General features: G+C 68.6%; 26 protein-coding genes, 1 tRNA gene and 2 pseudogenes. 2 read left to right on the top strand and 27 right to left on the bottom strand.

Annotated elements, in window-relative coordinates; genetic code table 11:
• The 5 genes and pseudogenes from PJB24_RS11660 to PJB24_RS11675 all read right to left on the bottom strand — a co-directional run.
• Positions 1-136 (bottom strand): annotated as a pseudogene (locus PJB24_RS11660) (NAD-dependent epimerase/dehydratase family protein); the annotation flags it as partial.
• 5 nt (positions 137-141) lie between these two features.
• On the bottom strand, positions 142-822 hold the full coding sequence (locus PJB24_RS11665) for a response regulator (protein WP_273846092.1): 681 nt from the start codon (positions 820-822) through the stop codon (positions 142-144).
• Entirely contained in the window at positions 812-1,888 is a 1,077-nt protein-coding gene (locus PJB24_RS11670; RefSeq protein ID WP_273846094.1) for a sensor histidine kinase, read from the bottom strand. The genes PJB24_RS11665 and PJB24_RS11670 overlap by 11 nt, the downstream gene beginning before the upstream one ends.
• 149 nt (positions 1,889-2,037) lie before the next feature.
• Positions 2,038-2,244, bottom strand: a pseudogene (locus PJB24_RS15935) (PAS domain S-box protein); the annotation flags it as partial.
• Between the two features lie 70 nt (positions 2,245-2,314).
• Positions 2,315-2,551, bottom strand: coding sequence for a sugar transferase (locus PJB24_RS11675; protein WP_273846095.1), 237 nt, complete (start codon positions 2,549-2,551; stop codon positions 2,315-2,317).
• Positions 2,552-2,880: 329 nt separating this feature from the next.
• Here PJB24_RS11675 and PJB24_RS11680 point away from each other — a divergent pair, with 329 nt between their 5' ends.
• Entirely contained in the window at positions 2,881-3,471 is a 591-nt protein-coding gene (locus tag PJB24_RS11680) for an IS630 family transposase (RefSeq protein ID WP_273846097.1), read from the top strand.
• Positions 3,472-3,514: 43 nt separating this feature from the next.
• On the opposite strand, the gene PJB24_RS15985 is transcribed toward PJB24_RS11680, so the two are convergent.
• Together PJB24_RS15985 and lepA are read right to left on the bottom strand one after the other, a co-directional pair.
• Positions 3,515-4,666 (bottom strand): sugar transferase, encoded by a 1,152-nt coding sequence (locus PJB24_RS15985; protein ID WP_273846101.1) that lies wholly within the window; start codon positions 4,664-4,666, stop codon positions 3,515-3,517.
• Between the two features lie 212 nt (positions 4,667-4,878).
• Positions 4,879-6,660 (bottom strand): translation elongation factor 4, encoded by a 1,782-nt coding sequence (lepA, locus tag PJB24_RS11690; RefSeq protein ID WP_273846103.1) that lies wholly within the window; start codon positions 6,658-6,660, stop codon positions 4,879-4,881.
• Between the two features lie 91 nt (positions 6,661-6,751).
• Here lepA and rpsT point away from each other — a divergent pair, with 91 nt between their 5' ends.
• A complete protein-coding gene (gene rpsT / locus PJB24_RS11695; RefSeq protein WP_273846105.1) occupies positions 6,752-7,027 on the top strand; it encodes a 30S ribosomal protein S20 in 276 nt (91 codons plus the stop codon).
• On the opposite strand, the gene holA is transcribed toward rpsT, so the two are convergent.
• The 20 genes from holA to PJB24_RS11795 form a co-directional block, all read right to left on the bottom strand.
• Complete coding sequence (holA, locus tag PJB24_RS11700) at positions 7,024-7,956, bottom strand: DNA polymerase III subunit delta (RefSeq protein ID WP_273846107.1); 933 nt, start codon at positions 7,954-7,956, stop codon at positions 7,024-7,026. The two genes, rpsT and holA, sit on opposite strands and share 4 nt — an antisense overlap.
• Before the next feature lie 10 nt (positions 7,957-7,966).
• Positions 7,967-9,544, bottom strand: coding sequence for a ComEC/Rec2 family competence protein (locus PJB24_RS11705; RefSeq protein ID WP_273846109.1), 1,578 nt, complete (start codon positions 9,542-9,544; stop codon positions 7,967-7,969).
• On the bottom strand, positions 9,528-9,923 hold the full coding sequence (locus PJB24_RS11710) for a ComEA family DNA-binding protein (RefSeq protein ID WP_273846110.1): 396 nt from the start codon (positions 9,921-9,923) through the stop codon (positions 9,528-9,530). Before PJB24_RS11710 ends, PJB24_RS11705 begins: the two co-directional genes overlap by 17 nt.
• A 43-nt stretch (positions 9,924-9,966) precedes the next feature.
• Complete coding sequence (locus PJB24_RS11715) at positions 9,967-10,926, bottom strand: NAD-dependent epimerase/dehydratase family protein (protein ID WP_273846112.1); 960 nt, start codon at positions 10,924-10,926, stop codon at positions 9,967-9,969.
• Between the two features lie 77 nt (positions 10,927-11,003).
• Positions 11,004-11,076: transfer RNA gene (locus PJB24_RS11720), tRNA-Ala, on the bottom strand.
• Between the two features lie 55 nt (positions 11,077-11,131).
• Positions 11,132-11,533 (bottom strand): ribosome silencing factor, encoded by a 402-nt coding sequence (gene rsfS, locus PJB24_RS11725; RefSeq protein ID WP_273846113.1) that lies wholly within the window; start codon positions 11,531-11,533, stop codon positions 11,132-11,134.
• Positions 11,530-12,174, bottom strand: coding sequence for a nicotinate-nucleotide adenylyltransferase (nadD, locus tag PJB24_RS11730; RefSeq protein WP_273846115.1), 645 nt, complete (start codon positions 12,172-12,174; stop codon positions 11,530-11,532). Before nadD ends, rsfS begins: the two co-directional genes overlap by 4 nt.
• Entirely contained in the window at positions 12,171-13,415 is a 1,245-nt protein-coding gene (gene obgE / locus PJB24_RS11735) for a GTPase ObgE (RefSeq protein WP_273846117.1), read from the bottom strand. Before obgE ends, nadD begins: the two co-directional genes overlap by 4 nt.
• 28 nt (positions 13,416-13,443) lie before the next feature.
• Positions 13,444-13,704 carry a 50S ribosomal protein L27 gene (gene rpmA / locus PJB24_RS11740; RefSeq protein ID WP_273846119.1) on the bottom strand — a complete coding sequence of 87 codons (261 nt, stop codon included), beginning with the start codon at positions 13,702-13,704 and terminating at the stop codon, positions 13,444-13,446.
• Positions 13,705-13,707: 3 nt separating this feature from the next.
• Positions 13,708-13,992 (bottom strand): 50S ribosomal protein L21, encoded by a 285-nt coding sequence (rplU, locus tag PJB24_RS11745; protein WP_273846120.1) that lies wholly within the window; start codon positions 13,990-13,992, stop codon positions 13,708-13,710.
• Between the two features lie 92 nt (positions 13,993-14,084).
• Positions 14,085-15,230, bottom strand: a complete 1,146-nt coding sequence (gene rodA, locus PJB24_RS11750; RefSeq protein ID WP_273846122.1) for a rod shape-determining protein RodA — start codon at positions 15,228-15,230, stop codon at positions 14,085-14,087.
• Positions 15,221-15,733: a rod shape-determining protein MreD gene (gene mreD, locus PJB24_RS11755; RefSeq protein WP_273846123.1), complete on the bottom strand. Its 513-nt coding sequence runs from the start codon at positions 15,731-15,733 to the stop codon at positions 15,221-15,223. Before mreD ends, rodA begins: the two co-directional genes overlap by 10 nt.
• Positions 15,727-16,593 (bottom strand): rod shape-determining protein MreC, encoded by an 867-nt coding sequence (gene mreC / locus PJB24_RS11760; protein WP_273846125.1) that lies wholly within the window; start codon positions 16,591-16,593, stop codon positions 15,727-15,729. Before mreC ends, mreD begins: the two co-directional genes overlap by 7 nt.
• A 6-nt stretch (positions 16,594-16,599) precedes the next feature.
• The gene (locus tag PJB24_RS11765; RefSeq protein ID WP_273846126.1) at positions 16,600-17,625 is read right to left on the bottom strand and encodes a rod shape-determining protein; all 1,026 of its coding nucleotides are present in this window, start codon (positions 17,623-17,625) and stop codon (positions 16,600-16,602) included.
• Between the two features lie 49 nt (positions 17,626-17,674).
• Positions 17,675-18,364 (bottom strand): RadC family protein, encoded by a 690-nt coding sequence (gene radC / locus PJB24_RS11770; protein WP_273846128.1) that lies wholly within the window; start codon positions 18,362-18,364, stop codon positions 17,675-17,677.
• 6 nt (positions 18,365-18,370) lie between these two features.
• A complete protein-coding gene (locus PJB24_RS11775; RefSeq protein WP_337959021.1) occupies positions 18,371-18,949 on the bottom strand; it encodes a Maf family protein in 579 nt (192 codons plus the stop codon).
• The gene (gene ndk, locus PJB24_RS11780; protein WP_273846130.1) at positions 18,946-19,350 is read right to left on the bottom strand and encodes a nucleoside-diphosphate kinase; all 405 of its coding nucleotides are present in this window, start codon (positions 19,348-19,350) and stop codon (positions 18,946-18,948) included. The genes PJB24_RS11775 and ndk overlap by 4 nt, the downstream gene beginning before the upstream one ends.
• Before the next feature lie 34 nt (positions 19,351-19,384).
• Positions 19,385-19,864 carry a double zinc ribbon domain-containing protein gene (locus PJB24_RS11785; RefSeq protein ID WP_273846131.1) on the bottom strand — a complete coding sequence of 160 codons (480 nt, stop codon included), beginning with the start codon at positions 19,862-19,864 and terminating at the stop codon, positions 19,385-19,387.
• A 90-nt stretch (positions 19,865-19,954) separates the two neighbouring features.
• On the bottom strand, positions 19,955-21,193 hold the full coding sequence (locus PJB24_RS11790; RefSeq protein ID WP_273846133.1) for a bifunctional folylpolyglutamate synthase/dihydrofolate synthase: 1,239 nt from the start codon (positions 21,191-21,193) through the stop codon (positions 19,955-19,957).
• The gene (locus PJB24_RS11795) at positions 21,177-23,723 is read right to left on the bottom strand and encodes a valine--tRNA ligase (protein WP_273846134.1); all 2,547 of its coding nucleotides are present in this window, start codon (positions 23,721-23,723) and stop codon (positions 21,177-21,179) included. Before PJB24_RS11795 ends, PJB24_RS11790 begins: the two co-directional genes overlap by 17 nt.
• Positions 23,724-23,732 lie beyond the last annotated feature (9 nt).

The raw sequence follows: 23,732 nt of genomic DNA on the forward strand, positions 1-23,732 counted from the left end.
GGTAGATGCACGAACTGCCAAGGAAAAGGAGCTTTTTCACCCCGTGGCGGTGGGCGGCTTCGATGACGTTGAGCTCTATCGCGAGGTTATCGCGGATGAACCCGGCCGGGCAGGTGGCGTTGGCGAGTTTCGCACCCCGCGTCAGATCCCGCTGATCAGGCCGAGCTCGACGCCGCGGACGGCGGCCTGGGTGCGGTCGGAGACACTGAGCTTGTTGAAGATGTGCTGCACGTGGAGCTTGACGGCGCTCACGCTGATGTAGAGCTCGTCGGCGATCTCGTTGTTGGTCTTGCCCTGCGCGACGTGGTGGAGGATGTCGAGCTCCCGCCGGGTGAGCGGGCTGGTCGGCTTGGGCACTCCGCGTGCCGAAACACCCTCACGGGCGAGGCGCAGCAGGAGGTTCGAAGCGAGCTCGCTGTCGAGCGGGGACCGGCCGGAGAGGACGTCCCGGATCGCGGAGACGAGGTCCGGCTCCCTGGCGTCCTTGAGGACGTAGCCGGCGGCCCCGGCCTTGAGCGCCTCGAGCAGGTAGTCCGGGTCCTCGTGCACGGTGAGGATGAGGACCGGGGTCTTCGGGAGGAGGTGCTTTATCCTGCGGGTCGCCTCGATCCCGTCCATGAACGGCATCCTGACGTCCATGAGGACGATGTCCGGCTTGAGGCGCTGCGCGAGCTCGACGGCCTGCCGGCCGTCGGTCGCGTGCTCTTCGAGCAGCCGCACGCCGGGTATGTCCGAGAGGGCGTCGTAGAGGCTCTCGACGTAGTCCGGGCTGTCGTCGGCGATCAGGACCCTGGCCGTACGGGTCGCATTCTCATAGGCCATCCTCGCCCTCCCTGCAGGCGGGGATGGAGGCGCGCACGAGCGTCCCTTCGCTCGGCGAGCTCTCTATCTCGAGCACCCCGCCGGCGAGCTCCATCCTCTCGCGCATCGCCGGGATGCCCACCCCGCCGGGACCGTCCCGCAGCACCCCCTCGAACCCGCACCCGAAGTCGCGCACGTCGAGCCTGGCCCGTCCGTCCTCGACGCGCAGCTCCACGAAGACCGGCGTCTCACCGGCGTGCTTCTCAACGTTGTGGAGCGCCTCCTGGGCGACCCGGAAGAGCGCCACCTCCACGTACCCGGCTAGGCGCTCCTCACCGATCGCCTCGCGGTAGTAGATCTCCCGGCCGTCCTCCCGCATCCGCTCGACGAGCCGGCGCAGCGCCGGGGCGAGGCCGAAGTCCTCCAGCAGCGGGGGGCGCAGGTCCTCTATGAGGTTGCGTCCGGTGTCGATCATCTCGTCGATGATCTCGCCCATCCTCCGGAAGCTGCGCTCCTCCAGCCCGGTCTGCGGGGCGCGGCGGCGGGCGAGGGTCTGCAGGCGGCGGCTCAGCGCGGTGGCGCGCTGGATGATATAGTCGTGGATCTCGTAGGCGATCTTCCGGCGCTCTTCTTCCTGCGCGAGCAGGATGCCGGCGGCGGCGCGTTCGATCAGGGGATCTTCGCCGTCGAGGTAGCGGCCCTCTAACCCCCGACCCACCAGGACACCGAGCCAGGCGGAGATCGCACGCACCCCCGCCACGCTCCCCTCGCTCCCGAGCGCGGAGCCCCCGGCGACCTCGAGCACCTTACCGCCGGATTCCGCGAGCGGCGCATAGACGGCCACGCCACTCTCGTTCTTCTCCACGAGCACATCCCCCGGCCCGAGCGCCGCGACGCGGCCGGGGTCGGGCCGGGGAGCCGACGCCCCTACCTCGCCCCTGCGCACCTCGGCCAGCACCCGGAGCCGGCCGTCCTCGCACGCGCAGATCGCCGCGCGGTCGGCCGGGACGGCCCCGCAGACGAACCCCAGCAGGTGCCGGGTCGCCGCCGAGCGGAACCGGAGGCCCCTCTCGGCAGCACCATCCACCGTACGCGCCGCGTCGAGCGCCTCCAGGAACAGATCCGCGTCTCGGCCCCGCGCGACGGGCCCGCGTGCAGCGAGAGGATGCCGACCCCGGACCCCCCCGCCGGGGAGAAGTCTAGCCAGAGGCCTTCACCCGCGGGATGTCCATCGCCGGCGTCGCGCAGGCCGAGGATCTCATGCAGGCAACTGCCGACCATCTCCTCCTGCGAGATCCCGAGCATGGAACATGCGGCCGGGTTCGCGGCGAACACCACCCCCTCGGCGGATAAGATGATCAGGCCGGCCTCACACCTCTCGAAAGCAAGCCTGTACAGGCCTTCCTGATCGTAGAAGCGAAGCCCCCTCTCTGCAACATCCACGATACGCCCCCTACTTACCTGTACCGGTGATATTTTAGCAATGTTTCTGTAATAAAGGGAAGAACGATATTCAGAATGCGCCCCGCCTGCCCAGGATATGGGAGACGGTGCGGGCCAGTATGACGAGGTCGAGCCAGATGGACCACCGGCGTACGTAATAGAGATCCATCGTCACCCTCCTGTCGAACTCGAGCTCGCTGCGGCCACTCACCTGCCAGAGCCCGGTTATGCCCGGCGCGACCCGCAGGATCTCGGTCTGCGCCCGGCCTACAGCGGTAGTCAAAGCTATTGACCTGTGTGCGATCATGGAGAAATGAAATCCTACTCGGAAGACCTGCGCCAGAAGATCGTTGTTGCCGTCGAACGCGGCATGTCCAAGTCCGAGGCGGCCCGTCTTTTTTGATATGAGCCTCTCCTCGGTCAAACGTTATGTCAGGATGGCAAGCAGTGAGCAGTCTCTGGCTCCAAAGAAGAGGCCCGGCAGAACCCCAAAGGTGGACGAGAAAATCGAAAAGCTTTTGAGCGAGGATATGAAAGATCGTCCTGCTGCGACCATCGCCCAAAGGCGCCGTTTTCTGGAGGTGATCACGGGCAAGCCTCTGAGCTACTCGACTCTCTGGCGAGTATTGAAACGTCTTGGATGGAGTCGAAAAAAGATCGGTGGGTGCATCGGAGCGAGATGAGTTCAAAAGGGCTGCCTGGCGGGTGACAGTCGCTTCACAGATAGATCCAGAGCAGTTGGTATTTGTAGACGAAATGGGAGCCAACACCTCGCTTTCACAGCTCTACGCCTACTCTCGGGTTGGACAGAGGGCGCAATGCTCGGTTCCTCGCAACCGTGGGAAGAACACGACGCTGCTTTCTAGCATTAGCGTAGAGGGAATGGCTCCCTCCCTTGCAGTGGCCGGTCCAACTGATCGTGCAGTGTCTGAAGCCTACTACGTCGAGAAAGTGCTCGCGCCGACTCTACGAGCTGGACAGATAGTAGTGATGGACAACCTTTCTGCTCACAAGGGGGAAAGAGTCAAGGAACTGATCGAGGAGCACGGCTGCGAACTTCTGTACTTGCCATCCTACTCCCCGGACCTCAATCCTATTGAAGAAGCCTTCTCGAAGGTCAAGGGGCTTTTACGAAAAGCCCAAGCCCGCACCCGCGATGCTCTGGTAGAGGCGATGGGTCGGGCACTATCTTGCTATCAGTGCTCAGGATGCACGAGGTTTCTTTGAGCACTGTGGCTACCATCAGCGGGTTCAGCTTCTATGAATAGTGCTATATGTCGGCGGACTCGCGGGGCAGGTAGGGCCTGGGTCCGACGAGGCTCATCTCTCCCTTCAACACGTTGATGAGCTGCGGCAGCTCGTCCAGACTGGTGCGCCGCAGGAAGCGACCCACGCTGGTCACACGGGGGTCGTGGCGCAGTTTGTGGTAACGCAGGTACTCTTCTCTCGCCTCAGGGTCTTCACAAAGAAGTCGCTCGAGCCTCTCCTCGGCGTCCGGGACCATGGTGCGAAACTTCAGGCAGCGGAAGGCCTTCCCTCCCACCCCCATGCGCCGATCGGAGTAGAGCACCGGGCGGCCGGACTCGAGCCAGACGAACCCGGCGAGGACGACAAACAACGGGAGCAGGACCAGGGAGCCGACGAACGCCGCGAAGAGCTCGATGGAGCGCTTCATCATCCTTCCCCCGGGCCGGAGGAGGTTGTGCCGGATCTCTACGCCGAGATCGCCGCCGAACCCCCCGGTGACGCCGAACTCTCCGAGGTTCCACGGGTCGGAGACCACGGCGACCTGCCTGAAGGAGTAGACGGCCTCCGAGATCAGACGCGCATCGGTCGTGCCGGCCAGTACGATCGTATCCATTCCCCTTTTACGGCAGAGCGCCGCGGCCCCGGCGATCTCCTCGGGACCACTCTCGAGCCCGCTCATCACCACCGGGATGAGCCCGGTCTCCCACTCCTCACGCATCCGGCGCGCGACGCGCGAGGCGTCCTCCGGCTCCCCGACGACGAGGACCGGCTTGCCCCACAGCCCGCCCCTGCGCAGCAGCACCCGCACCCCGGCGCGCACGAGCGGCGCGAGCACCAGGAGCCCGGCGAACCCGGCGAGGACGAACAGGCGGGAGATGTTGCTCCCTATGTGCAGGAAGTAGAAGAAGACGACCGTGACGCCCCCCGCGACGAGGGTGGCGTGGCTCTGCCGCCGGAGGCTCTCTACGACCGATAGGCCGTAGCCGGGATAGAGCCCGGCGGCCGCCCTGAGCCCCACCCACAGGATGATTCCGGGCACGAAGACCAGGTAGGTGAGATCGCTCAGGGGCCCGAGCCCTACGAGGATGTGCACCCAGCGCGCCGAAAGCCACACCCAGACGGCGAGCAGGAGGTCCACGGAACCCAGGGAGAGCGCCGCCACGGCCCGGCGCACCGACTGGCGCCTGCGGGTGTAGAGTGCCGCCCTCTCCCCGCATGCGGGGTTGCGCAGCAGAGCGGGACCTTCGACCCCGATATCGTGGTCTGCGATCTGGCTCAGAGAAACCCCTCCCTGCTAAAGCCCGTCCAACGGTCTCCGAACCGATAACCATTCTAGGGGGAGGGGCCGACGCCCCACATTGGCCGGGTGGCCATTTCCTTCGAAGATCAGATACGAATCGCAGCGAGGAAGGCTTCCTGGGGGATCTCGACGTTCCCCACCTGCTTCATCCGGCGTTTTCCGGCCTTCTGTTTCTCGAGGAGCTTGCGCTTGCGGGTGATGTCCCCGCCGTAGCACTTGGCGGTCACGTCCTTGCGGTAGGCCTTGACGGTCTCGCGCGCGATGACGCGCCGGCCGACCGCGGCCTGCACGGGCACCTCGAACTGCTGGCGCGGGATGAGCTCCTTAAGCTTCTCGACGAGCGCCCTGCCGCGCTGGTAGGCCTTCTCGCGGTGGACGATGATCGAGAGCGCATCGACCGGCTCCCCGGCGACGAGCACCCGGACCTTCACGAGGTCCGCCGCCTCGTAGCCCTTCGGCTCGTAGTCGTAGGAGGCGTACCCTTTGGTGCGGCTCTTGAGGGCGTCGAAGAAGTCCGTGAGTATCTCGGCGAGCGGCAGGTCGTAGGTGAGCTGAACCCTCTTCGCCGAGAGGTACTCCATCCCGACCGAGGTCCCGCGCCGCTCGTGGCAGAGGCCCATCACCGCCCCGACGTACTCGTTCGGACAGACGATCGTCGCCCTGACGACCGGCTCCAGGATCTCGTCGTAGTCGTCGGGGAGGTCGCTCGGGTTGGTGATCTCGAACTCTTTGCCCCCAGCGCGCACCCGGTAGCGCACGCTCGGGGAGGTCGCGATGAGGTCGAGGTCGAACTCGCGCTCGAGCCGCTCCTGCACGATCTCCATGTGCAACAGGCCCAGAAAACCGCACCGGAACCCGAAGCCGAGCCTGGAGTTCTCGGGCTCGAAGTAGAGCGAGGCGTCGTTGAGCTGCAGCTTCTCCAGCGCCCCGCGCAGCCGCTCGAAGTCGTCGGCGTCGGTCGGGTAGAGCCCGGAGAAGACCGTCGGGAGCGCCCGCTCGTAGCCGGGCAGCGGCTCCTTTGCGGGCTCGGCGGCGAGCGTGACCGTGTCCCCGACCCGGAGCGCCTCGATGTCCTTGAGCCCGGCGACGAGGTATCCGACCTCCCCCGTCCCGAGCACCTCGAGCGCCTTCGGCTTCGGCGAGTAGCAGCCGACCTCCAGAAGCTCGAACTCCTCGCCGCTGCGCATCGCCCGCACCGCATCCCCCTTCCTCAGGGAGCCGTCGAAGACGCGGGCGAGCGAGATCACGCCCCGGTAGGGGTCGTAGAGCGAGTCGAAGACGAGGGCGCGCGTCCTCTCGCAGGTGCTCTCCGGCGCCGGGATGCGCTCGACGATCGCGTCGAGCAGCTCCTCGACCCCCTCCCCGGTCTTGGCCGAGAGGCGGATGATCTCGGACTCGTCCACCCCGATGAGGTCGACCAGCTCCCCGGTGACCGCGGCCACGTCGGCTATCGGGAGGTCGATCTTGTTTATGGCCGGGATGATCTCCAGGTCGTGCTCCAGCGCCATGTAGAGGTTGGCGAGCGTCTGCGCCTGGATGCCCTGGCTCGCGTCCACCAGCAGCACCGCCCCCTCGCAGGCGGCGATCGCCCGCGAGACCTCGTACGCGAAGTCCACGTGCCCCGGGGTGTCGATGAGGTTGAGGGTGTAGGTCTCCCCGCCCCGGCGGTGGAGCAGCCTCACCGCCTGCGCCTTGATCGTGATGCCCCGCTCGCGTTCGATCTCCATGGTGTCGAGGATCTGATCGACCCTCTCCCTCTCGGAGACCGCGTCGGTGAGCTCGAGCAGGCGGTCGGCGAGGGTGCTCTTCCCGTGGTCTATGTGTGCGATTATGCAGAAGTTGCGCGTGTTCCGTGCGGTGCTCTCCACCCGAGAGAGTCTAACACGATTGCCTTCGCACCCCCGGCATGTTACATTCTTCCGGTCCGAGGTTCTCACCGGAAGAAGGAGGCAGGATACCATGCCGGCACCGTCGAAGAGGGAGCGTCAGAACCGCAGGCGTTACGAGCGCAACCGCAGCGTGCGCACCCGCCTGCGCAACCTCTCCAAGCGCTTCTACCGGGCACTCGAGGCCGGGGAGGTCGAGCAGGCGCGCGCGCTGCGCGACACCAGCCAGAAGGAGTACGCGAAGGCGACGACGAAGGGGATAATCCACCGCAACAAGGCCTCGCGCAAGCTGAGTCGCCTCGACCGCGCGCTCGCGAAGGTCTCCTCACGGGGCGAGAGGGAGGGCTAGGAGGCCCTCTCCCGGCACAGCTCGATCGTGGCGAGCTCGACCTGGAGGCGCGCCTCCAGGTCGCTTCTTCCTTTGAGCCCGCTCTCCAGGGCGAGCAGCACCGAGAGGGCGCGCTCGATGTCGGCGGGGTTCAGATTCCGGGCCTGCTCCGCGAGCTTGCGGGCGACGAACGGCGGCACCCCGAGCTGTCCGGCGAGCTCGCGCGGGGCGGCCCCCTCCTGCACGAGGTCGAGCGCCCGGCCCACCAGACGGAACTGACGTCGCATCATGTACACGACCCGCAGCGGCGGCTCCCCGGTGGCGAAGAGCCGGGCGAGCGCCTCGAGCGCTGGCCGTCGCCTGCCCTCGGCCAGCGCGTCGACGAAGGCGAAGATGTTCGACTGCACGTCCGGCGGGCACAGGGCGTCGAGATCCTCCCGGCTTATCCTCTCCCCTTCCCGGTAGAGCGAGAGCTTTTCTATCTCGGAGATCACGCGCAGCTTGTCCTCCGAGCAGCGCCGCGCGAGCTCGGCGGCGACATCCTCGGGCAGCTCCGTCCCGAGCTCCTTCGCGCGACGCGCGGCCCATCGGGCGAGCGCCCGCCCGGTCGGCTGCTTGAGCTCGTGCACCTCGCCCGCCCTCTCGACCGCAGCACGCAACCTCTCGCGGGCGCCGAGCTTCTCCCCGATGAGCACGAGGTCGGTACCCTGCGCGGGGTTCTCGAGGTAGCGCGTGATGAGTTCCTTCTGCCTGGCGTTCCAGGCGTCGATGCCGCGTACGACGACGAGGCTCCCCTCCCCGAACAGCGGAGCGGAATTGCAGGCGGAGACCACCTCTTCCGGTGAGCGGGAGTCGGCCTCGAAGATTACAGCATCGCGCCCCTTCCGGAGCCTCTCGATGCCGCGCCGCTTGCGCTCTTCGTCGTCCCCGAGCAAAAGATAGACTCCCACGCCCGCTATTCTAACCGGCCGCCCACCCGAGCAGGGCGAGCCAGAGCGCCGACCACAGGAGCGCCACCGCTCCCCACAGCTTCATCCTCCCGCGTCCGAGCGCCCCCGAGAGCGCGGCCGGCAGGCAACCGGCGTAGAGCAGCGCCTCCATCCCCACCCCGACCCCGCCCGTCGTAACCGCGGCGAAAGGCAGCGCGGAGAATCCCCCAGCCACGTGCTCGAGCAGGACGACGAGGAACCCGTTCGCGGCGTTCACCGGGTAGGCGAGCGGCGCCAGGAAGCTCCCCGAGAGCGCCCCGAGCATCCCGAGCACGAGGATCGGACCGGAGAGCGGGACGGCGAGCAGGTTCGCGAGCACCCCGGCGACCGAGACCTGCCCGAAGGAGGCGGCGAGTATGGGTGCGGTCGCGATCTGCGCGGCGAGCGAGACGGCGAGAGCCTCCCTCACCCACCGCACCCGCCCGCGGAATGCAGGTGAGAGCAGGCGCGCCAGGGGTTCGCGCAGGAGCAGGATGCCGCCGACGGCGGCGACCGAGAGCTGGAAGCCCACGCTGTAGAGGAGTCGGGGGTTGAAGGCGAGGACTAACGCGAGCATCGCACCCGTGAAGTGTAGCGGGGAGAGCTGGCGCCGGAAGGTGGGCGCCAGCAGTACGAACCCCGAGGCGACCCCGGCACGCACCGCCGAGGGCGGCGCCCCGGCGATTACTATGTACAGCCAGACGATTGCGAGCGCCGCCGGCCCCCGGGCGGCGAGAGGCAGCCCGATCAGGCGCAGCAGCACGTAGAGCGCGGCGGTGATGACCGCGACGTGCTGCCCGGAGATCGCGAGCACGTGCGCGATCCCGCTGCGCCGGAAGTCCTGCTGCAGATCCTCGGGGATTAGCGACTCGTCCCCGAGGACCATCCCCTGCACGACGGCGGCCTCGCGCGGGGCGAGCCCGTAGCCGAGCGCCTCCCGCGCGCGCCGGTGCACCTCCCCGACCCATCCCCCACCCTCCACGAGCCGCACCGAGCGGGCCTCGAGCACGGCCGAGATGCCCTTCGTCGAGAGGTAGCGCGCGTAGTCGAAGCCGTCATTCCCACTCTCGGGCGGCGAGAGGCTGCCGGTGAGGCGCACCCTGTCCCCGACCCCGGCCGAGAGGTCGCCGGCGAAGACCTCGACCCCGCCCCCGCGCAGCACCTCGCGCCCCCCGTACCACAACCGCTCGACGCGTACGTCGGCCCGGTAGCCGAAGCCCCCGCGTACCGGCGGGGATGCCACCCGCCCGAGCACGGTCACGCCGTCGGGTTCGATGGCGGCGAAGTCCGCGAGCGGGTCGGGAGCCGAGGCGTGGAGGGCGGCCACCCCCCACCCGGCGGCGACGAAGAGCGGGGCGAGGAGGGACATCGGGCGCCACCCTTCGGGGACGATCCCCTCCCACAGGGCGGCTCCTCCTGCCACGGCGAGGGCGGCCAGGACGAGCGCCGGGGCGAAGCGGGGGGCGGCCGTCCCGGCGACGGCGCCGCAGGAGAAGAGCAGCGCCCACAGATCCAGCCGGACCGGCGGGGAGAGGTCGAGGGGGAGATCCGGCTCAGTAAACCGTGGCAAAGGGCTTTATCTTCTCCAGCGTGGCCGGGCCTATCCCCGGCACCTCCTCCAGCTCGTCGAGACTCCGGAACGGCCCGTGCCCCATGCGGTACTCGATGATCGCGCGGGCCGTCGCGGGCCCGACCTCCGGCAGCTCGTCGAGCTCCTCCGGCCCCGCGGTGTTGACGTTCACAAGGAGCGGCTTCTGGGCCTCGCGGGCGGCCTGCTCGAGCGAGAGCCGGTAGACGACGTGCGGAGCACCCCCGGAGGCGTGTGAGGCGTACCAGGCCCCGCCGGCGAGCACGGCGAGGACAGCGAGGCATACGATCAGGTAGTGCCGCAGGCGGGCCGGGCGCGGTGGTTCAGCGCCCCTGGTTCCCCCTGTCTCGAAGCCCCTCATCCTCGGTGGGTTTATCGGACGGGGGCGGGGGTCGCTTTAGCGCTTACCAGCCCGAGACCGCGCCCTTGGTCTGCTCGAGCGAGAGTAGCGCCTCGCGCACGGCCTCGAGCGAGGTGTAGCGGGGCTCGTAGCCGAGAAGCCGCCGGGCCTTCTCGATCGAGCAGTTCGGGCTGTGGGCGATGTGGTCCCAGGTGGCCTCGGCCGCCTCCTCCGAGACGCCGCCGCGCCACTCCTCGAACGGGACGAAGCGTAGATGCGCCTCGCGTCCGAACCACCCGGCGACGGCCTCGGCGTAGCCGCGCAGCGTGACCGCCTGCGGCGAGACGACGTGGAAGCTCTCCCCGACCGAGGCGCTCCAGGAGGAGAGTGCCCGCACGAAAGCCTGCGCCACGTCGTCGGCGTGGACGTGGTGGACGGTCTCGAGCCCCAGGTTGGGGAGCGGGAGCTCCTCGCCGCGGGCGAGGGCCCCGAAGACGGCCGGCTCGAAGTTCCCCTGCGGGTTGACGGGCACCCACCCCTCCCCGACGATGTGTCCGGGGTGCAGGACGGTCGCGGGGAGGCGGCCGCGCCGGGCCTCCGCGAGGAGGTAGGCTTCGATCCTCGCCTTGTTCGTCCCGTACTCGCCGAACGGGCGGCGTGCTTGATCCTCGGTCGTTGGAACCCGCGTGCTGTGCCCGTGCACCCAGATCGTCCCGCAGTGCAGGAAGTGTTCGACCCGCCCGCGCAGCGCCTCCGCGAGCTGCCGGGCGCTCTCGGGGGTGAAGCAGATCAGGTCGATCACCGCGTCAGGGTCGAGGTCTCGCACGAACGCGCCGAAGTCCCCCCTGCTCTCCAGCTTCCCGCGGTCGGCCTCGACCCGCCGCACCCGCCCCCAGGCCGGGTGTTCCCTGTAGGGTTCCCTCCTCCCCCGGCTCACCGCGACGACCTCGTGCCCCTCCTCGGCGAGGCGCGGCACGAGGTAGGTGCCGATGTGACCGCTCGCTCCTACGACGACGACCCGCATGCTACGAAGCTCCTCCCTCGGGTGCACACCGACCGGATGATAGAGGAGGGGAGGGGTGATTGCATGGGCGCGTGTTGTGGAGCCGACGGGGCTCGAACCCGTGACCTCCACGCTGCCAGCGTGGCGCTCTCCCAGCTGAGCTACGGCCCCAAAGGTGAGGCTGGCAAAGTATAAGGGGCATCCCCCCGGGTGTCAAACGGCGGGGCTAGCCCTCCCAGCGCTCCTGCGGGGCGGCGCGCCAGAGGGACTCCAGCCTGTAGTAGTCGCGCGCCTCGTCGGTGAGGATGTGCACCACGACGTCGTAGAAGTCCAGGCTGATCCAGGAGGATCCCTCGTCCGTACGGCTGGAGCGCGGACGGTGGCCGGCCTCCTTCATCCTGCCCACGACCTCCTCGGCGACCCGCCGGGTCTGGCGCTCGGTCCCGGCGCTCGCCACGACGAAGTAGTCGGTGTAGGAGACCATGCCCCGCAGGTCGATGATCGTGACGTCGTTGGCGAGCATGTCGCCCGCGGCCCTCGCCGCAGTGGTGGCCATCTCGCGGCTCATCTCCTCCGGATCCTCCCGGTAGGCCTGCTCGCGGCTGCGGGCCGGTTCGCTGCGGCTCACGGCTTCTCCTTCTCCTTCAAGCTCTCTCCTTTCTTCGAACCGTCGTCCGCGTAGAGGTTCTTGCGCGCCATGATCCTGTAGACCTCCTCCGGTACCAGGTAACGTACGCTCCTCCCGCGCAGCATCCGGCGCCGGATGCCCGAGGCGGAGATGTCCACCCGCGAGCACTCGACGGGGATGATCCTGTCGTAGTTGTTCAGCGCGTCCTCCAGGTGGCTGAGCTTCGAGAGGTCGTAGCCGGGGCGGGTGGCGGCGACCATGACCACCTCCTCGAGCAGCCGGTCAGGCTCCTTCCAGGAGAGGAGGTTGGAGACCTCGTCCGCCCCGGCGATGAAGTACCACTCGACGTGCGGGTGGCGCTCCTTGAGCAGCCGGACGGTCTCGACGCTGTACATCGGGCGCCCGGCCTCTATCTCGATGGTGTCGACCGAGAAGCGCGGGTTGGCGGCCGTCGCGGCGCGCACCATCTCGAGCCGGTCGGCGACGCTCGCCCGCAGGCTGGAGGCCTTCTTGTGCGGCGGGATCCCGCCGGGGACGAAGACCACCTCCTCGAGATCGAGCTCGTCGGCGACCTGCTCGGCGATGATCAGGTGCCCCTGATGGATCGGGTCGAAGGTGCCGCCGAAGATGCCCTTCCTCATCTGAAGTCGAACTCCACCCCGCCGATCCTGACCTCGTCCCCGGGCCGGGCCCCGGCCCTCCGGAGCGCGGCCACGACCCCCCGGCGCTCGAGCTGCCGCTGGAAGTGCTCGACGCCCTCCCTGCTCTCCCAGTCGGTCTTGAGCGCGAGCCGCTCTATCTCCTCCCCGGAGACCTCGTAGTACCCCTCGGAGGCGCGCTCGACCCGCAGCCCCTTCCACCGCGGGCGGAAGACCCGGTGCGCCCGCGTCCCGGCCGCGGAGGCTCCCTCCTCCCGTTCGAGGTGCGCCAGGCGCTCCCTGAAGGCCTCGCGCAGCTCCTCCACCCCCTCGCCCGAGAGGGCGGAGACCTGCAGCGCCCCGGGGAAGGCCTCGCGGAGATACCCGCGCAGCTCCTCGTCGAGCAGGTCCACCTTGTTCAGCACGGTGAGCGTCGGCTTGCGCGAGAGCCCGGCCGCGCGCAACTCGGCGAGGAGCACCTCCCGCGCCTCCTCCGGGCTCTCCCCCGCGTCCAGCACGATCGCGAGCAGCCGCGCCCGGGCCACGTGGCGCAGGAAGCGGTTGCCCAGCCCCCGCCCCTCGCTCGCCCCGGCGATGAGCCCGGGGATGTCCGCCACGACGAACGGCTGCGGGTAGCCACTCTCGTCGACCACCCCGAGCGAGGGCGTGAGCGTGGTGAAGGGGTAGTCGCCGACCTTCGGGTGCGCCGCAGAGAGCGCGCGGAGCAGCGAGGACTTCCCGGCGTTCGGCAGCCCGACGAGCCCGACGTCCGAGAGGACGCGCAGCTCCAGGCGCACCTCGCGCTCCTCCCCCGGCAGCCCCCGCTCCCGGAAGGCCGGCGCACGCCGCGTCGGGCTCTTGAACGAGGCGTTGCCCCGCCCGCCCTCGCCGCCGCGCGCCGCGACGAAACGCTCCCCCTCGCGCGAGAGGTCGGCGAGAAGGCCCGAGGAATCGTACACGAGCGTTCCGAGGGGCACCGGGAGCACCACGTCCCTGCCGCGCTCCCCGGTGCGGTTGTTGCCCGAGCCGTGCCCGCCGCGACCGGCCTTTATCACCCGGCGGTAGAGGTACGGCTCGAGCGTCGAGAGGTCCGCGGTGGCCTCGAGGATGACACTCCCGCCGTCCCCCCCGCGCCCGCCGTCGGGACCGCCGCGCGGCTTGTACTTCTCGCGGTTGAAGGAGACGCTCCCGTCCCCGCCGCGACCGCCCCGGACGACGAAGCTGACCTCGTCTACGAACTGCAAGGGGGCTACATCCCCCCCACCTTCGGGATCAGACCGGCGCCTCCTCGACGACGCTCACCACGCTGCGGCCCCGCGAGCGCTCGAAGCGCACCCGGCCGTCGACTTTCGCGAACAGGGTGTCGTCCGAGCCGAGGCCCACGTTGTGCCCCGGACGCACCTTCGTCCCCCGCTGCCGGACGATGATGCTCCCGGCGGAGACGCGCTGGCCGCCGAAGGCCTTCACCCCGAGCCGCTTGCCCGCCGAGTCGCGCCCGTTGCGGGAGGAGCCTCCACCCTTCTTGTGCGCCATCTGCTATACCTCCGTTATCCTGATCTTCGTGAGCGACTGACGGTGGCCGGTCTTCTTCCGGTAGCCCTTCTTCGGCTTGTACTTGTAGATATGGAGCTTCTCGCCCTTGAGGTGCTCGACGATCTCGGCCTTCGCCGTGCCGCCGAACTCGTAGCTCCCCTCGCCCCCGGAGAGGCTAACCGGAAGCTCGACCACGTCCCCGACCTCGCCCGGGAGCCGCTCGACGAGCAGCTCCTGATCCTTTCGTACCCTGTACTGTTTTCCACCGCTCTTTATGACCACGAACATCTCGTTTCCTCTCTTCTCCGTGAGCTCAATCGGATGAGACCGAACCCAACGTCTCTTCGCAAGGATCGGGAGGTTAGTATACCAGAGAGAGCCTAGATCCCCTCTTCCCGGCGCGGCAGCTGGCGGGCGCGCATCGCGATGCTCTCCAGGAGCCCCACGGCCATCACGTCGACCACCAGGCTGCTGCGGCCGTAGCTTATGAACGGCAGCGGGATCCCGGCGACCGGCATGATCCCCATCGTCATCCCGATGTTCACGAAGACGTGGAACAGAAAGATCGTCGAGATGCCCGCCGCGAGCAGCACCCCGAAGCGATCGCGGGCTATCGTCGCCACCCGCAACGAACGCCAGATGAGTACGAAGAACAACCCGATGATCAGCACGCTCCCGACGAACCCGATCCTCTCCGCCAGGTTCGAGAAGATAAAGTCGGTGTGGTCCTCCGGCAGGAACCCCAGGTTCGCGAGCGTCGTCGCCCCGAGGCCCTTCCCGAAGAAGCCCCCCGAGCCTATCGCCATCCGCGACTGGCAGACCTGGTAGCTGATGCCGCTCGTGCAGTCGTGGTTGAGAAAAGCCGTGATGCGGGCGATCTGGTAGTCGGGGATGAGCCCGAGCTTCACGGCGATCCCCCCGACGACGGTCCCGACGAGGACGAGCCCCCCGAGCTGCCATATCCTCGCCCCCGCCGCGTAGGTGACCACCAGGAAGATCGCGCCGAAGACCCCGGCCGTGCCCAGGTCGGGCTGCAGAAAGACCAGAAACGCGGGCACCGCCGTGAGTGCGAGAGCCTTCAGCAGCACGGGTAGCCTTCCGGCATTGCTCGAGGCCAGATACCCCGCGAGCACCACCACCATGAGCGGCTTGGCGAACTCCGAGGGCTGCACCTGCACCGGGCCCACATCGATCCAGCGCTGCGCTCCACCGGCCGAGACGCCGACCACCAGGACCACCGCGAGCATCGCCAGCACCACCCCGTAGATGGGGCGCAGGAAGCGCCGCCAGACACGGTAATCGACAAGCGCGAGAATTACCGCACCAGCGAGGCCGACGACGAGCCCCTGCGTCTGGCTTATCGCGTAGGCCCGCTGATCGCTCTGCCCCGCGATGTAGGCCGCCCCGATGCCCACGCCACACAGGGCCAGGCAGGTGAGCAGAAGGATCACGTCCAGCGAGCGGAGCCGGGAGGGAAGCCCCTCCGCACTCCGCTGTCCTGCACGCTGCCCGGTTATCAGGTCCATCCGATCCCCCTCACCCTGACACGCCGCAGGAGCCAAATACCGAACAGGTACGCGAGGGCACCGTTTATCACCGCGTCCGGCAGGACGCCGAGAAGGACAAACCTCCCGAGCGGGGGTCCGTTCATCCCCGCCAGTTCGGTGCCCAGCAGATGTATGATATCGTAGGCCGCAACCGAGAAGGCCGCCCCTTGCGTCAGCAGCAGCCGCTCTATACCCTTCACCTGTACCCTCCCGAGCCTGAGCGCGATCGCCGCGGCCACCAGCCCCCCGAGGGAACCCACCCCGAAGAGCCCCTCACCCAGGGCGTCCACGAGCACCCCGCCGAAGAACCCGAGCAGGAGCCCCTGCACCTCCTCGAGCCCGAAGGCGCAGATTACGACCGCGATCAGGGTGAGGTGCGGCGAGATCGTACCGAAGGTCAGGTAAGGCCCGATTATAGCCTCGATGATCGCCGCCACCACGACGAGCAGCACGGACCGGCCGACAGAGGTGCGCTCTACCATCCCGTGATCACCCGCACCTCCTCGAGATCGTCCGGGTGCACCGCGGGAGCCACGACGATCTTCTTGTACTGGTTGATGTCCTGGGAGCTCACCGACTTCACCCGGCCGACCAAAAGCCCCTGCGGGAACATCAGGCGGAAGCTCCCGGCCCTACCGCTGGTGATGACGTAGTCGCCGGGACGCACGTGCGCGCTCTGGTTGACGTAGTCGACCCCGAGATATCCTTCGTAGCTGGCCTCGAGCAACCCCTCGGGCGCGCTTCCCGAGCCGCCGGACTTCCTCGGCACGATCTCGACCCCGGCCTTGAAGCTCTGGTCGGTCACCAGTATCACCTCTGCGGTATTGGCGCTCACCTGCGCCGTCCGGCCGACGAGGATGTTGTCCCCGACCACCACCGGCTGCCCCGGTCTGACCCCATCGCTCGATCCCACGTTTATCATCACCCGGTCGGTGAACTGCCCGCCTATCGGTGAGATCACCTGTGCCAGCGGCGCGTAGCGGTAGTTCGGACGGCTCCCTTTGAGCATCGTCCGCAGCCGGTCGTTCTGCCGGGTGAGCGCAGCCACCCGGGCAGAGAGAGCTTCGTTCTTCTGCCGCAGGCGGCGCACCTCCCGGGAGCTCGCCCGGCCACCCCCGAAGACCCCCGAGAGCGCGTCCCCGGCGGTCTTGAAGGGATGGGAGACGGCGGCGACCGCCGTGCGCCCCGGACGCAGCACCTCCGCCGCACCGAGCTGCACCGTATGCAGCGGCCCCGAGTCGCCCTCCTTCGTGTAGACCGTAAACAGCACCGCACTCGCCACCAGCAGGATGATGAACGCCGGCAGGCCGCCGGAAGAGCGGGAACGCTTGCGTCGCCCCATCATCCCCTAAGCCGGGGAGAGCGCGCCGCGGTAGGAGTCTATCTCCTCCAGGTAGCGGCCGCTCCCGATCGCGACGCAGAGCAGAGGGTTCTCGGCTATGTGCACCGGGATGCCGGTCTCGCGCCGGATCCTCTCGTCCAGGTGGCGCAGGAGCGCCCCGCCGCCGGCCAGGACCATCCCCTGATCCACTATGTCCGAAGCCAGCTCCGGGGGCGTGCGGTCCAGCGTGTCGCGCACGGCGGCCACTATCGCCTCCACCGGCCCGCTTATGGCCTCCCGGATCTCCTCGCTGGTGATCACGACGCTCTTGGGCAACCCGCTGACGATATCGCGGCCCCGGATCTCGGCCGACTCCTCCTCTTCGAGCGGGAAAGCACTGCCAAGCTCCATCTTCAGCTGCTCGGCGGTCTGGCTGCCGATGATGAGCTTGTACTCCTTCTGGATGTAGCCCGAGATCGCCTCGTCTATGTCGTCCCCGGCGATCCTGATCGAGGACTTGGTCACGATCCCCCCGAGCGAGATCACCGCGACCTCGGTCGTCCCCCCGCCGATGTCCACGATCATGTTCCCCTGGGCCTCGTTCACCGGCATCCCGGCGCCGATCGCCGCGGCGAGCGGCTCCTCGATGGTGAACGCCTGCCGGGCCCCGGCTGCCTCCGTCGCCTCCCGGACCGCCCGGAGTTCCACCCCCGTCACCCCCGACGGCACGCAGACCACCACCCGCGGCCCCACGAGCGACTTCAGGGGCCGGCGCTTGGGCTGCGCCTTGTGGATGAAGTAGCGCAGCATCTTCTCGGTGACCTCGAAGTCCGCGATCACGCCGTCTTTGAGCGGGCGCATCGCGACTATGTTCTCTGGCGTGCGCCCGAGCATCCGCTTGGCGGCCGAACCCACCGCCACCACCCGGTCGGTCCTGGTGTCGATGGCGACCACCGAGGGTTCGGAGAGCACTATACCCTGACGCTTGACGAACACCAGCGTGTTCGCCGTCCCCAGATCCACCGCAACGTCGCGCCCAAAGAGTCCTAACATACCGCTCCCCGCCCGCTAAGGTTACCGGCCCCTCGCCCGAGAAACAACCTCAGAGGAGCCCCTGCTCTTTCATGCTGCAGTACCCCTCGCCCAGGATGACGTGGTCGAGAAGCTCTATCCCGACTATCCCTGCGGCCTCCACCATCCTCCTCGTGACCTCCTTGTCCTCCCTGCTGGGCTGGACGTTCCCGCTCGGGTGGTTGTGCGCCAGGATGACGCTGGCCGCGCTGGCCCTTATGGCCGGCTTGAAAACCTCCCGGGGATGGACCAGCGTCGCCGAGAGGGTTCCGACCGAGACCGTGGAGACTTCTATGACCTCGTTCTTGGAGTTGAGCAGCACGGCCACGAAGTTCTCCCGGTCCAGGTTGGCTATGCGCCCCCTCAGGAGCCCGTTCACGTCCGCCGGCGATGATATCACGGGACGGCTGCCGCTGCGAGAGACGCCGATGCGCCGCCCGAGCTCGACGGCGGCGAGCACGATGCACGCCTTGGCCTCCCCGATGCCCTTTATCCCGGTGAGCTCGTGCACCGAGGCGTCGTAGAGACCACGCAAACCTCCGGCCTCGGAGATGACGTGCCCGGCGAGCTCGACGGCGGTCTTCTCGCGGCTGCCGTTGCCGAACAGGAGCCCGAGGAGCTCGGCGTCGGAGAGCGCCCCCGGACCGGCGGCGAGCATCCGCTCGCGCGGCCTGAGCTCCGGCGGCAGCTGCTTTATGGTATATCTCCTCTCCCCGGCCACGGCTATCTAGTACCAGCGCAGCCCGTGCTTTTCAAGCATCCTGAGCGTGAGCGGCAGCGGCAGCCCGACCACCGCGGTGTAGTCGCCCGAGATCCACTCGACGAAAGCCCCGGCCCTCCCCTGTATGGCGTACCCGCCGGCCTTCCCGACCCCCTCCCCGCTGGCGGCGTAGGCTTCGATCTCTCCCCGCCCGAGGGCCCGCATCCGCACGGCGGTGACGGTGTGGGCGAGCGAGAGCTCCCCATCCCCGGCGACGGCGACGGCGGTGTAGACTTCGTGCCGCCTCCCGGAGAGCAAACCGAGCATGCGAAGCACTTCCACAGCATCCTCCGCCTTGCCGAGGACGCCCTCCCCGGGCAGGTAGACCACGGTGTCCGAGCCGAGCACCACGGCCCCATCCTCCCCGGAGGACACGGCGAGCGCCTTGCCCCGGGCGTTCTCCCGCGCGGTGCGCGCCGGATCCTCGAGCTCGACCTCCTCGAAGCCGCTCTCGCGCACCTCGAAGCGGAGCCCGACGCGCTCGAGGAGCTCCGCCCGCCGGGGGGAGGCGGAGGCCAGGACCAGCCCTGGCTTCCCCCGGCTCAGGACCCGAAGAAGAGCTCGAGCTCCCGCCTGGCGCTCTCGGGGGAGTCCGAGCCGTGGACCAGGTTGTCCGGCATGCTGAGCGCCAGGTCGCCGCGGATGGTGCCGGGGGCGGCCTTCGCGGGGTCGGTCGCACCCATGAGATTGCGGACCGCCCCGATCGCCCCCTCCCCCTCCACTCGCATCGCGACGATCGGCAGGGAGGTAATGAACTCGACCAGCTCCTCGAAGAACGGCTTCTCTCGGTGCTCGGCGTAGTGCTTCTCGGCCAGCTCCCGGCTCACCCGCATCATCTTCATCTCGCGGATCACGAGCCCCTTCCGCTCCAGGCGGCCTATGATCTCGCCGACGAGGCGCCGCTCGACGCCGTCGCCCTTGATCAAAAACAGGGTCTGCTCAACCAAACTTTCCTCCCTCCAGAAGAGCCCTTTTTCGGGTTCAGTACTCGATCTTGCCGCTGTTCTGGTTCACGCCGCAATAGGGGCAGATCTTCCAGTCGAGGTCCAGCGGCCTCTCGCACCTCATGCACGGCTTCTTGAGCTGCCAGCTGCACTCCGGGCACACCAGGTAGTCCCGCTCGACCATCGCCTGGCAGTTCGGACACAGAAGTACCCGGCTCCGGAGCTCCCGCTCGAGCACGGCGAGCTCGAGCTCGCGCTCGCGCGAGTCCAGAACGTACTCCGGCGGGCGCACGATCAGGTAAACCAGCGTCCCGACGAACGGGAAGACGATCGCCACGACCAGCCACACCAGCCGCAGAGCCCCGCGCCGGGAGGCGTCGGCGTAGGTCCAGTAGACGAGCGCCAGCCAGACGACCACGATAAAAAGCAGGATTATCTCCCCGGCCATCTTGAGCGCCGGGCTGGAGAGGAAGTTCGAGATGGCCCGGAAGGGATCCGTCTGAGCGAGCGCCATCATCCCACGAACCTCAGCACCAGTAAGTACCCCAGAACGAACGCGGCGGCGAAGACCCCCAGGAGGAGGAGCCCGGCGGCCCTCCAGATGCTCCTACCCCTCACGCAGCCACCTTATCGCCGCGGCGCAGGTGTAGAGCGAGCCGGTCACCAGCACCACCCCCCCCTCGCGCCGCATCTTCTCCACCATCCGGCCCACGGCTTCTCCTACCTCCTCCACCACGACAGCCTCCTTCCCCCGGCGGTCCCTCGGGTCATGCTCGACGATCAGCCGGTGCGGGTCCGCGGCCCGCCCGCTCTCGGGCCGGGTGAGAACCAGCGCGTCGGAGGCCCCGGCCACGGTATCAAGCATACTTGCAACTTCCTTGTCCCGCAAGCACCCGAAGACGACCCCGAGCGGCCGCCCGCCGAAGCGCGCCGCCACGGCCTCTATGGTGGCCCGGATGCCGGGCGGGTTGTGTCCCCCGTCGACGACGACCGGGACCCCCTCCCTCTCGTGCACCTCGAAGCGCCCGGGGAGCACCCCGGCGGCCCGCTCGAGCGCTTCTTTCCGCTCCCGCTCGCCGAGAGCCCTCCCGAGCACGACCTCCGCCACCCGGAGCCCGAGCGCGGCGTCCCGGGCCGCGTAGGGGGCCAGCCGGTCCCACTCCACCGCGCCGCCGGAAGCCGGAACCAGCCACGCCCCGGTCTCCCCGCACCGCTCGCGGGCCAGGCGGACGACCAGCGGGTCTCCGGTCCCGAGCACGAGCGTCCCGCCGGGCTGCACGCTCGCGAGCTTCTCGCGCGCGATCTCCTCGACGGTCTCCCCCAGGTACTCGGTGTGGTCGAGCCCGACGTTGGTCAGCACCACCACCGGCGGACGCACCACCGAGGTCGCGTCGTGGCGGGCGCCCATCCCCGCCTCGAGCACCGCCCACCCGAGCCCGGCCTCCCGGAAGAGGAGCAGCGCTCCGGCCGTCAGGATCTCGAACTGCGACGCCCCGACCCCCATCTCGTCGTCGAGGCGCATCACGCGGTCCATCACCCGGGCGAACTCCTCCTCCGAAACGTACCCCGAGGGCAACAGGATGCGCTCCGTGTAGGAGATGAGGTGCGGTGAGAGGTACGCCCCGGCGGGGTGCCCGCAGGCGGTGAGCGCCGCGGCCAGGGTGACGGTCGTCGTCCCCTTGCCGTTCGTCCCCACGACCTGCACGGTGCCGAAGTCCCTCTGCGGCTCCCCGAGCAGCGAGAGCAGCCGCTCCATGCGCTCAAGGCCGAGCGTTATCCGCTGCCGGGCGTCGAGAGCGGCGCAGACCTCGCCGTAGCCGCGGAGCTTGTTACCGGAGCTCTTCAAGGCGCTTCGAGAGCGTCTCGAGCGTGCGGCGGTTGGTCTCGAGCTTCTCGCGCTCGCGGCCGACCACCTCGGCCGGGGCCCGCTCGACGAACTTCTCGTTCGAGAGCTTCCCCTCGGCGCGGGCGATCTCCTTCTCGACCCGCCCGATCTCCCTGCGCAGCCGCGAGAGCTCGCGCTGCCTCATCTCCTCGGAGAGCGAGAGCTCGACGAAAGACCCGCCCGCCGGCAGCGTGGCCTTCGCCGCACCGTCCAGGCTCTCCGCCGGCCGCACCCCGGCGAGCGCGGTGAAGACCTCGGGCTCCACCCCCTCCGGGACGAGCCCCTCCAGCTCCCCGTCCACCCCGCTCTCGGCCCGGAACGCCCGGACGGCGGAGACCGCCTCCATGGTGCGCCCGAGCGCCTCCTCGGCCTCCTCGTCTTCGAGCGCCGGATCGTAGCGGGGGAACCCCTGCTCCACGAGCATCCGCTCGTGCCCGAGCAGACGGGACATCTCCTCGGTCGCGAACGGCATCACCGGGTGCAGCAGCCGCAGTATCCCGGAGAAGACCTCGCGCAGGACGCGCGGCGTCTCGGCGGAGGGCGCGACCTTGGCGATCTCGATGTACCAGTCGGCGAACTCGTGCCAGGCGAAGTCGTAGACGAGGCGCATCGCCTCGGAGAACTCGCATTCCTCGAGGAGCTCGTCGTAGCGGCGGGCGGTGCGGTTGAACGCCGAGAGGATCCAGCGATCCGAAACGGAGGGTCCCCCCTCCCCCGCCCCCTCGTACCCGGCGATGAACCGCATCATGTTCCAAAGCTTGGTTATGAAGCCGCGGCCCATCTCGGCCCGCTCGTGCGAGTAGGGGAAATCCTGCGTCGAGGACTGGTGCAAAAGCCCGAAGCGCACCGCGTCGGTCCCGTACTCCTCGAAGAGGTCCAGCGGGTCGATCGTGTTCCCCTTGGACTTGCTCATCTTCGTCCCGTCCTCGGCCAGCACGATCGAGTGGACGTTTATCTTGCGGAACGGGATCTCCCCGCGGAACCTGAGCCCCATCATGATCATCCGGGCCACCCACAGGTACATTATCTCGCGCGCCGTCGAGAGGAGGCTCGTCGGGTAGAAGTATTTCAGCTCCTCGGTCTCCTCCGGCCAGCCGAGCGTGGCGAACGGCCAGAGCGCCGAGGAGAACCAGGTGTCGAGCACGTCCGGGTCCTGCTCGAAGCCCTCCCCCGGGGGCTCTTTGGCCGCGACCACCTCCCCGTCGGGCCCGTACCAGATCGGGATGCGGTGCCCCCACCACAGCTGCCGGGAGACGTTCCAGTCCTGGATGTTCTTGAGCCACCGGATCGTCTCGCGCCGCCAGGAGTCGGGGTAGACCGTGATCTCACCCTTCTCGAGCGCCTCTATCGCGGGCCTCGCGAGCTCGCGCATCGAGATCCACCACTGCTCGGTGAGCCAGGGCTCGATCACGGTCCCGCACCGGTCGCAGTGCCCGACGCGGTGGGTGTGGTCCCTCACCTCCCCGAGCAGCCCCTCCTCCGCCAGCGCCCGCACGACGGCCTCGCGCGCCTCTCCGCGGTCGAGCCCGGCGAAGCGCCCGCCGTTCTCGTTGATCGTCCCGTCGGGGTTGAGGACGTTCACCGGCTCCAGCCCGAGCCGGCGTCCGATCTCGAAGTCGTTCGGGTCGTGCGCCGGGGTGACCTTCAGAACCCCCGTCCCGAAGGACGGGTCCACGTAGGGGTCGGCGAAGACCTCGATCTCCCGCCCCACGAACGGCACCGCCACCCGCCGCCCGACGAGCTCCCGGTACCGATCGTCCTCGGGGTTGACGACGAGCGCCACATCCCCGAGCATCGTCTCCGGGCGGGTCGAGAAGACCTCGGCGTAGGGCCTGCCGTCCGGGCCGGGCCCCTTACCGTCGACGAACGGGTAGCGCAGCCCGTAGAGCTTCCCCTCGACCTCCTCGTAGTTGACCTCCAGGTCGCTGATCGCCGAGCGGTCGCGCGGGCACCAGTTGGTGATGCGCTCCCCCCGGTAGATGAACCCGGCGTTGAAGAGCTCGATGAAAGCCTCGAGCACCGCGTCGGCGTAGCGCTCGTCCATCGTGTAGCGCAGCCGCCGCCAGTCCACCGCCGCCCCGAGCCGCTCGAGCTGCCCGAGGATCCTGTGCCGCGACTCGTCGGCGAACTCCCGACACAGCTCGACGAAGCGCTCCCGCCCGACGTCCCACTTGGAGAGCCCCTCCTCGCGGGTGAGCTTGCGCTCGACGACGTTCTGCAGCGCTATCGAGGCGTGGTCCACGCCCGGCAGCCACAGCGCCTCGTACCCCTTCATCTTCGCCCGCCGGATCAGGGCGTCCTGGATCGCGCCGTTGAGCGCGTGCCCCATGTGCAGCGCCCCGGTGACGTTCGGCGGGGGCATGACTATGCAGTAGGGCTCTCTCTCCGGGCTCGGGTCCGCCTCGAAGACCCCGGCGCGTCGCCACTCCTCGTAGACGCGCCGCTCGACCGAGGCGGGGTCGTAGGTCTTGGGGATCTCGCTCTGCTTCAACTCTCCTCT

Source organism: Rubrobacter calidifluminis (assembly GCF_028617075.1).
Taxonomy (GTDB): domain Bacteria; phylum Actinomycetota; class Rubrobacteria; order Rubrobacterales; family Rubrobacteraceae; genus Rubrobacter_E; species Rubrobacter_E calidifluminis.

Bases quoted from the DNA above. Each gene is read 5' to 3' on its own strand.
- PJB24_RS11665 (WP_273846092.1), bottom strand. From the start codon at position 822: ATGGCCTATGAGAATGCGACCCGTACGGCCAGGGTCCTGATCGCCGAC.
- PJB24_RS11675 (WP_273846095.1), bottom strand. From the start codon at position 2,551: ATGATCGCACACAGGTCAATAGCTTTGACTACCGCTGTAGGCCGGGCG.
- rpsT (WP_273846105.1), top strand. From the start codon at position 6,752: ATGCCGGCACCGTCGAAGAGGGAGCGTCAGAACCGCAGGCGTTACGAG.
- PJB24_RS11710 (WP_273846110.1), bottom strand. From the start codon at position 9,923: ATGAGGGGCTTCGAGACAGGGGGAACCAGGGGCGCTGAACCACCGCGC.
- PJB24_RS11715 (WP_273846112.1), bottom strand. From the start codon at position 10,926: ATGCGGGTCGTCGTCGTAGGAGCGAGCGGTCACATCGGCACCTACCTC.
- nadD (WP_273846115.1), bottom strand. From the start codon at position 12,174: ATGAGGAAGGGCATCTTCGGCGGCACCTTCGACCCGATCCATCAGGGG.
- rpmA (WP_273846119.1), bottom strand. From the start codon at position 13,704: ATGGCGCACAAGAAGGGTGGAGGCTCCTCCCGCAACGGGCGCGACTCG.
- rplU (WP_273846120.1), bottom strand. From the start codon at position 13,992: ATGTTCGTGGTCATAAAGAGCGGTGGAAAACAGTACAGGGTACGAAAG.
- rodA (WP_273846122.1), bottom strand. From the start codon at position 15,230: ATGGACCTGATAACCGGGCAGCGTGCAGGACAGCGGAGTGCGGAGGGG.
- mreD (WP_273846123.1), bottom strand. From the start codon at position 15,733: ATGGTAGAGCGCACCTCTGTCGGCCGGTCCGTGCTGCTCGTCGTGGTG.
- mreC (WP_273846125.1), bottom strand. From the start codon at position 16,593: ATGGGGCGACGCAAGCGTTCCCGCTCTTCCGGCGGCCTGCCGGCGTTC.
- PJB24_RS11765 (WP_273846126.1), bottom strand. From the start codon at position 17,625: ATGTTAGGACTCTTTGGGCGCGACGTTGCGGTGGATCTGGGGACGGCG.
- PJB24_RS11785 (WP_273846131.1), bottom strand. From the start codon at position 19,864: ATGATGGCGCTCGCTCAGACGGATCCCTTCCGGGCCATCTCGAACTTC.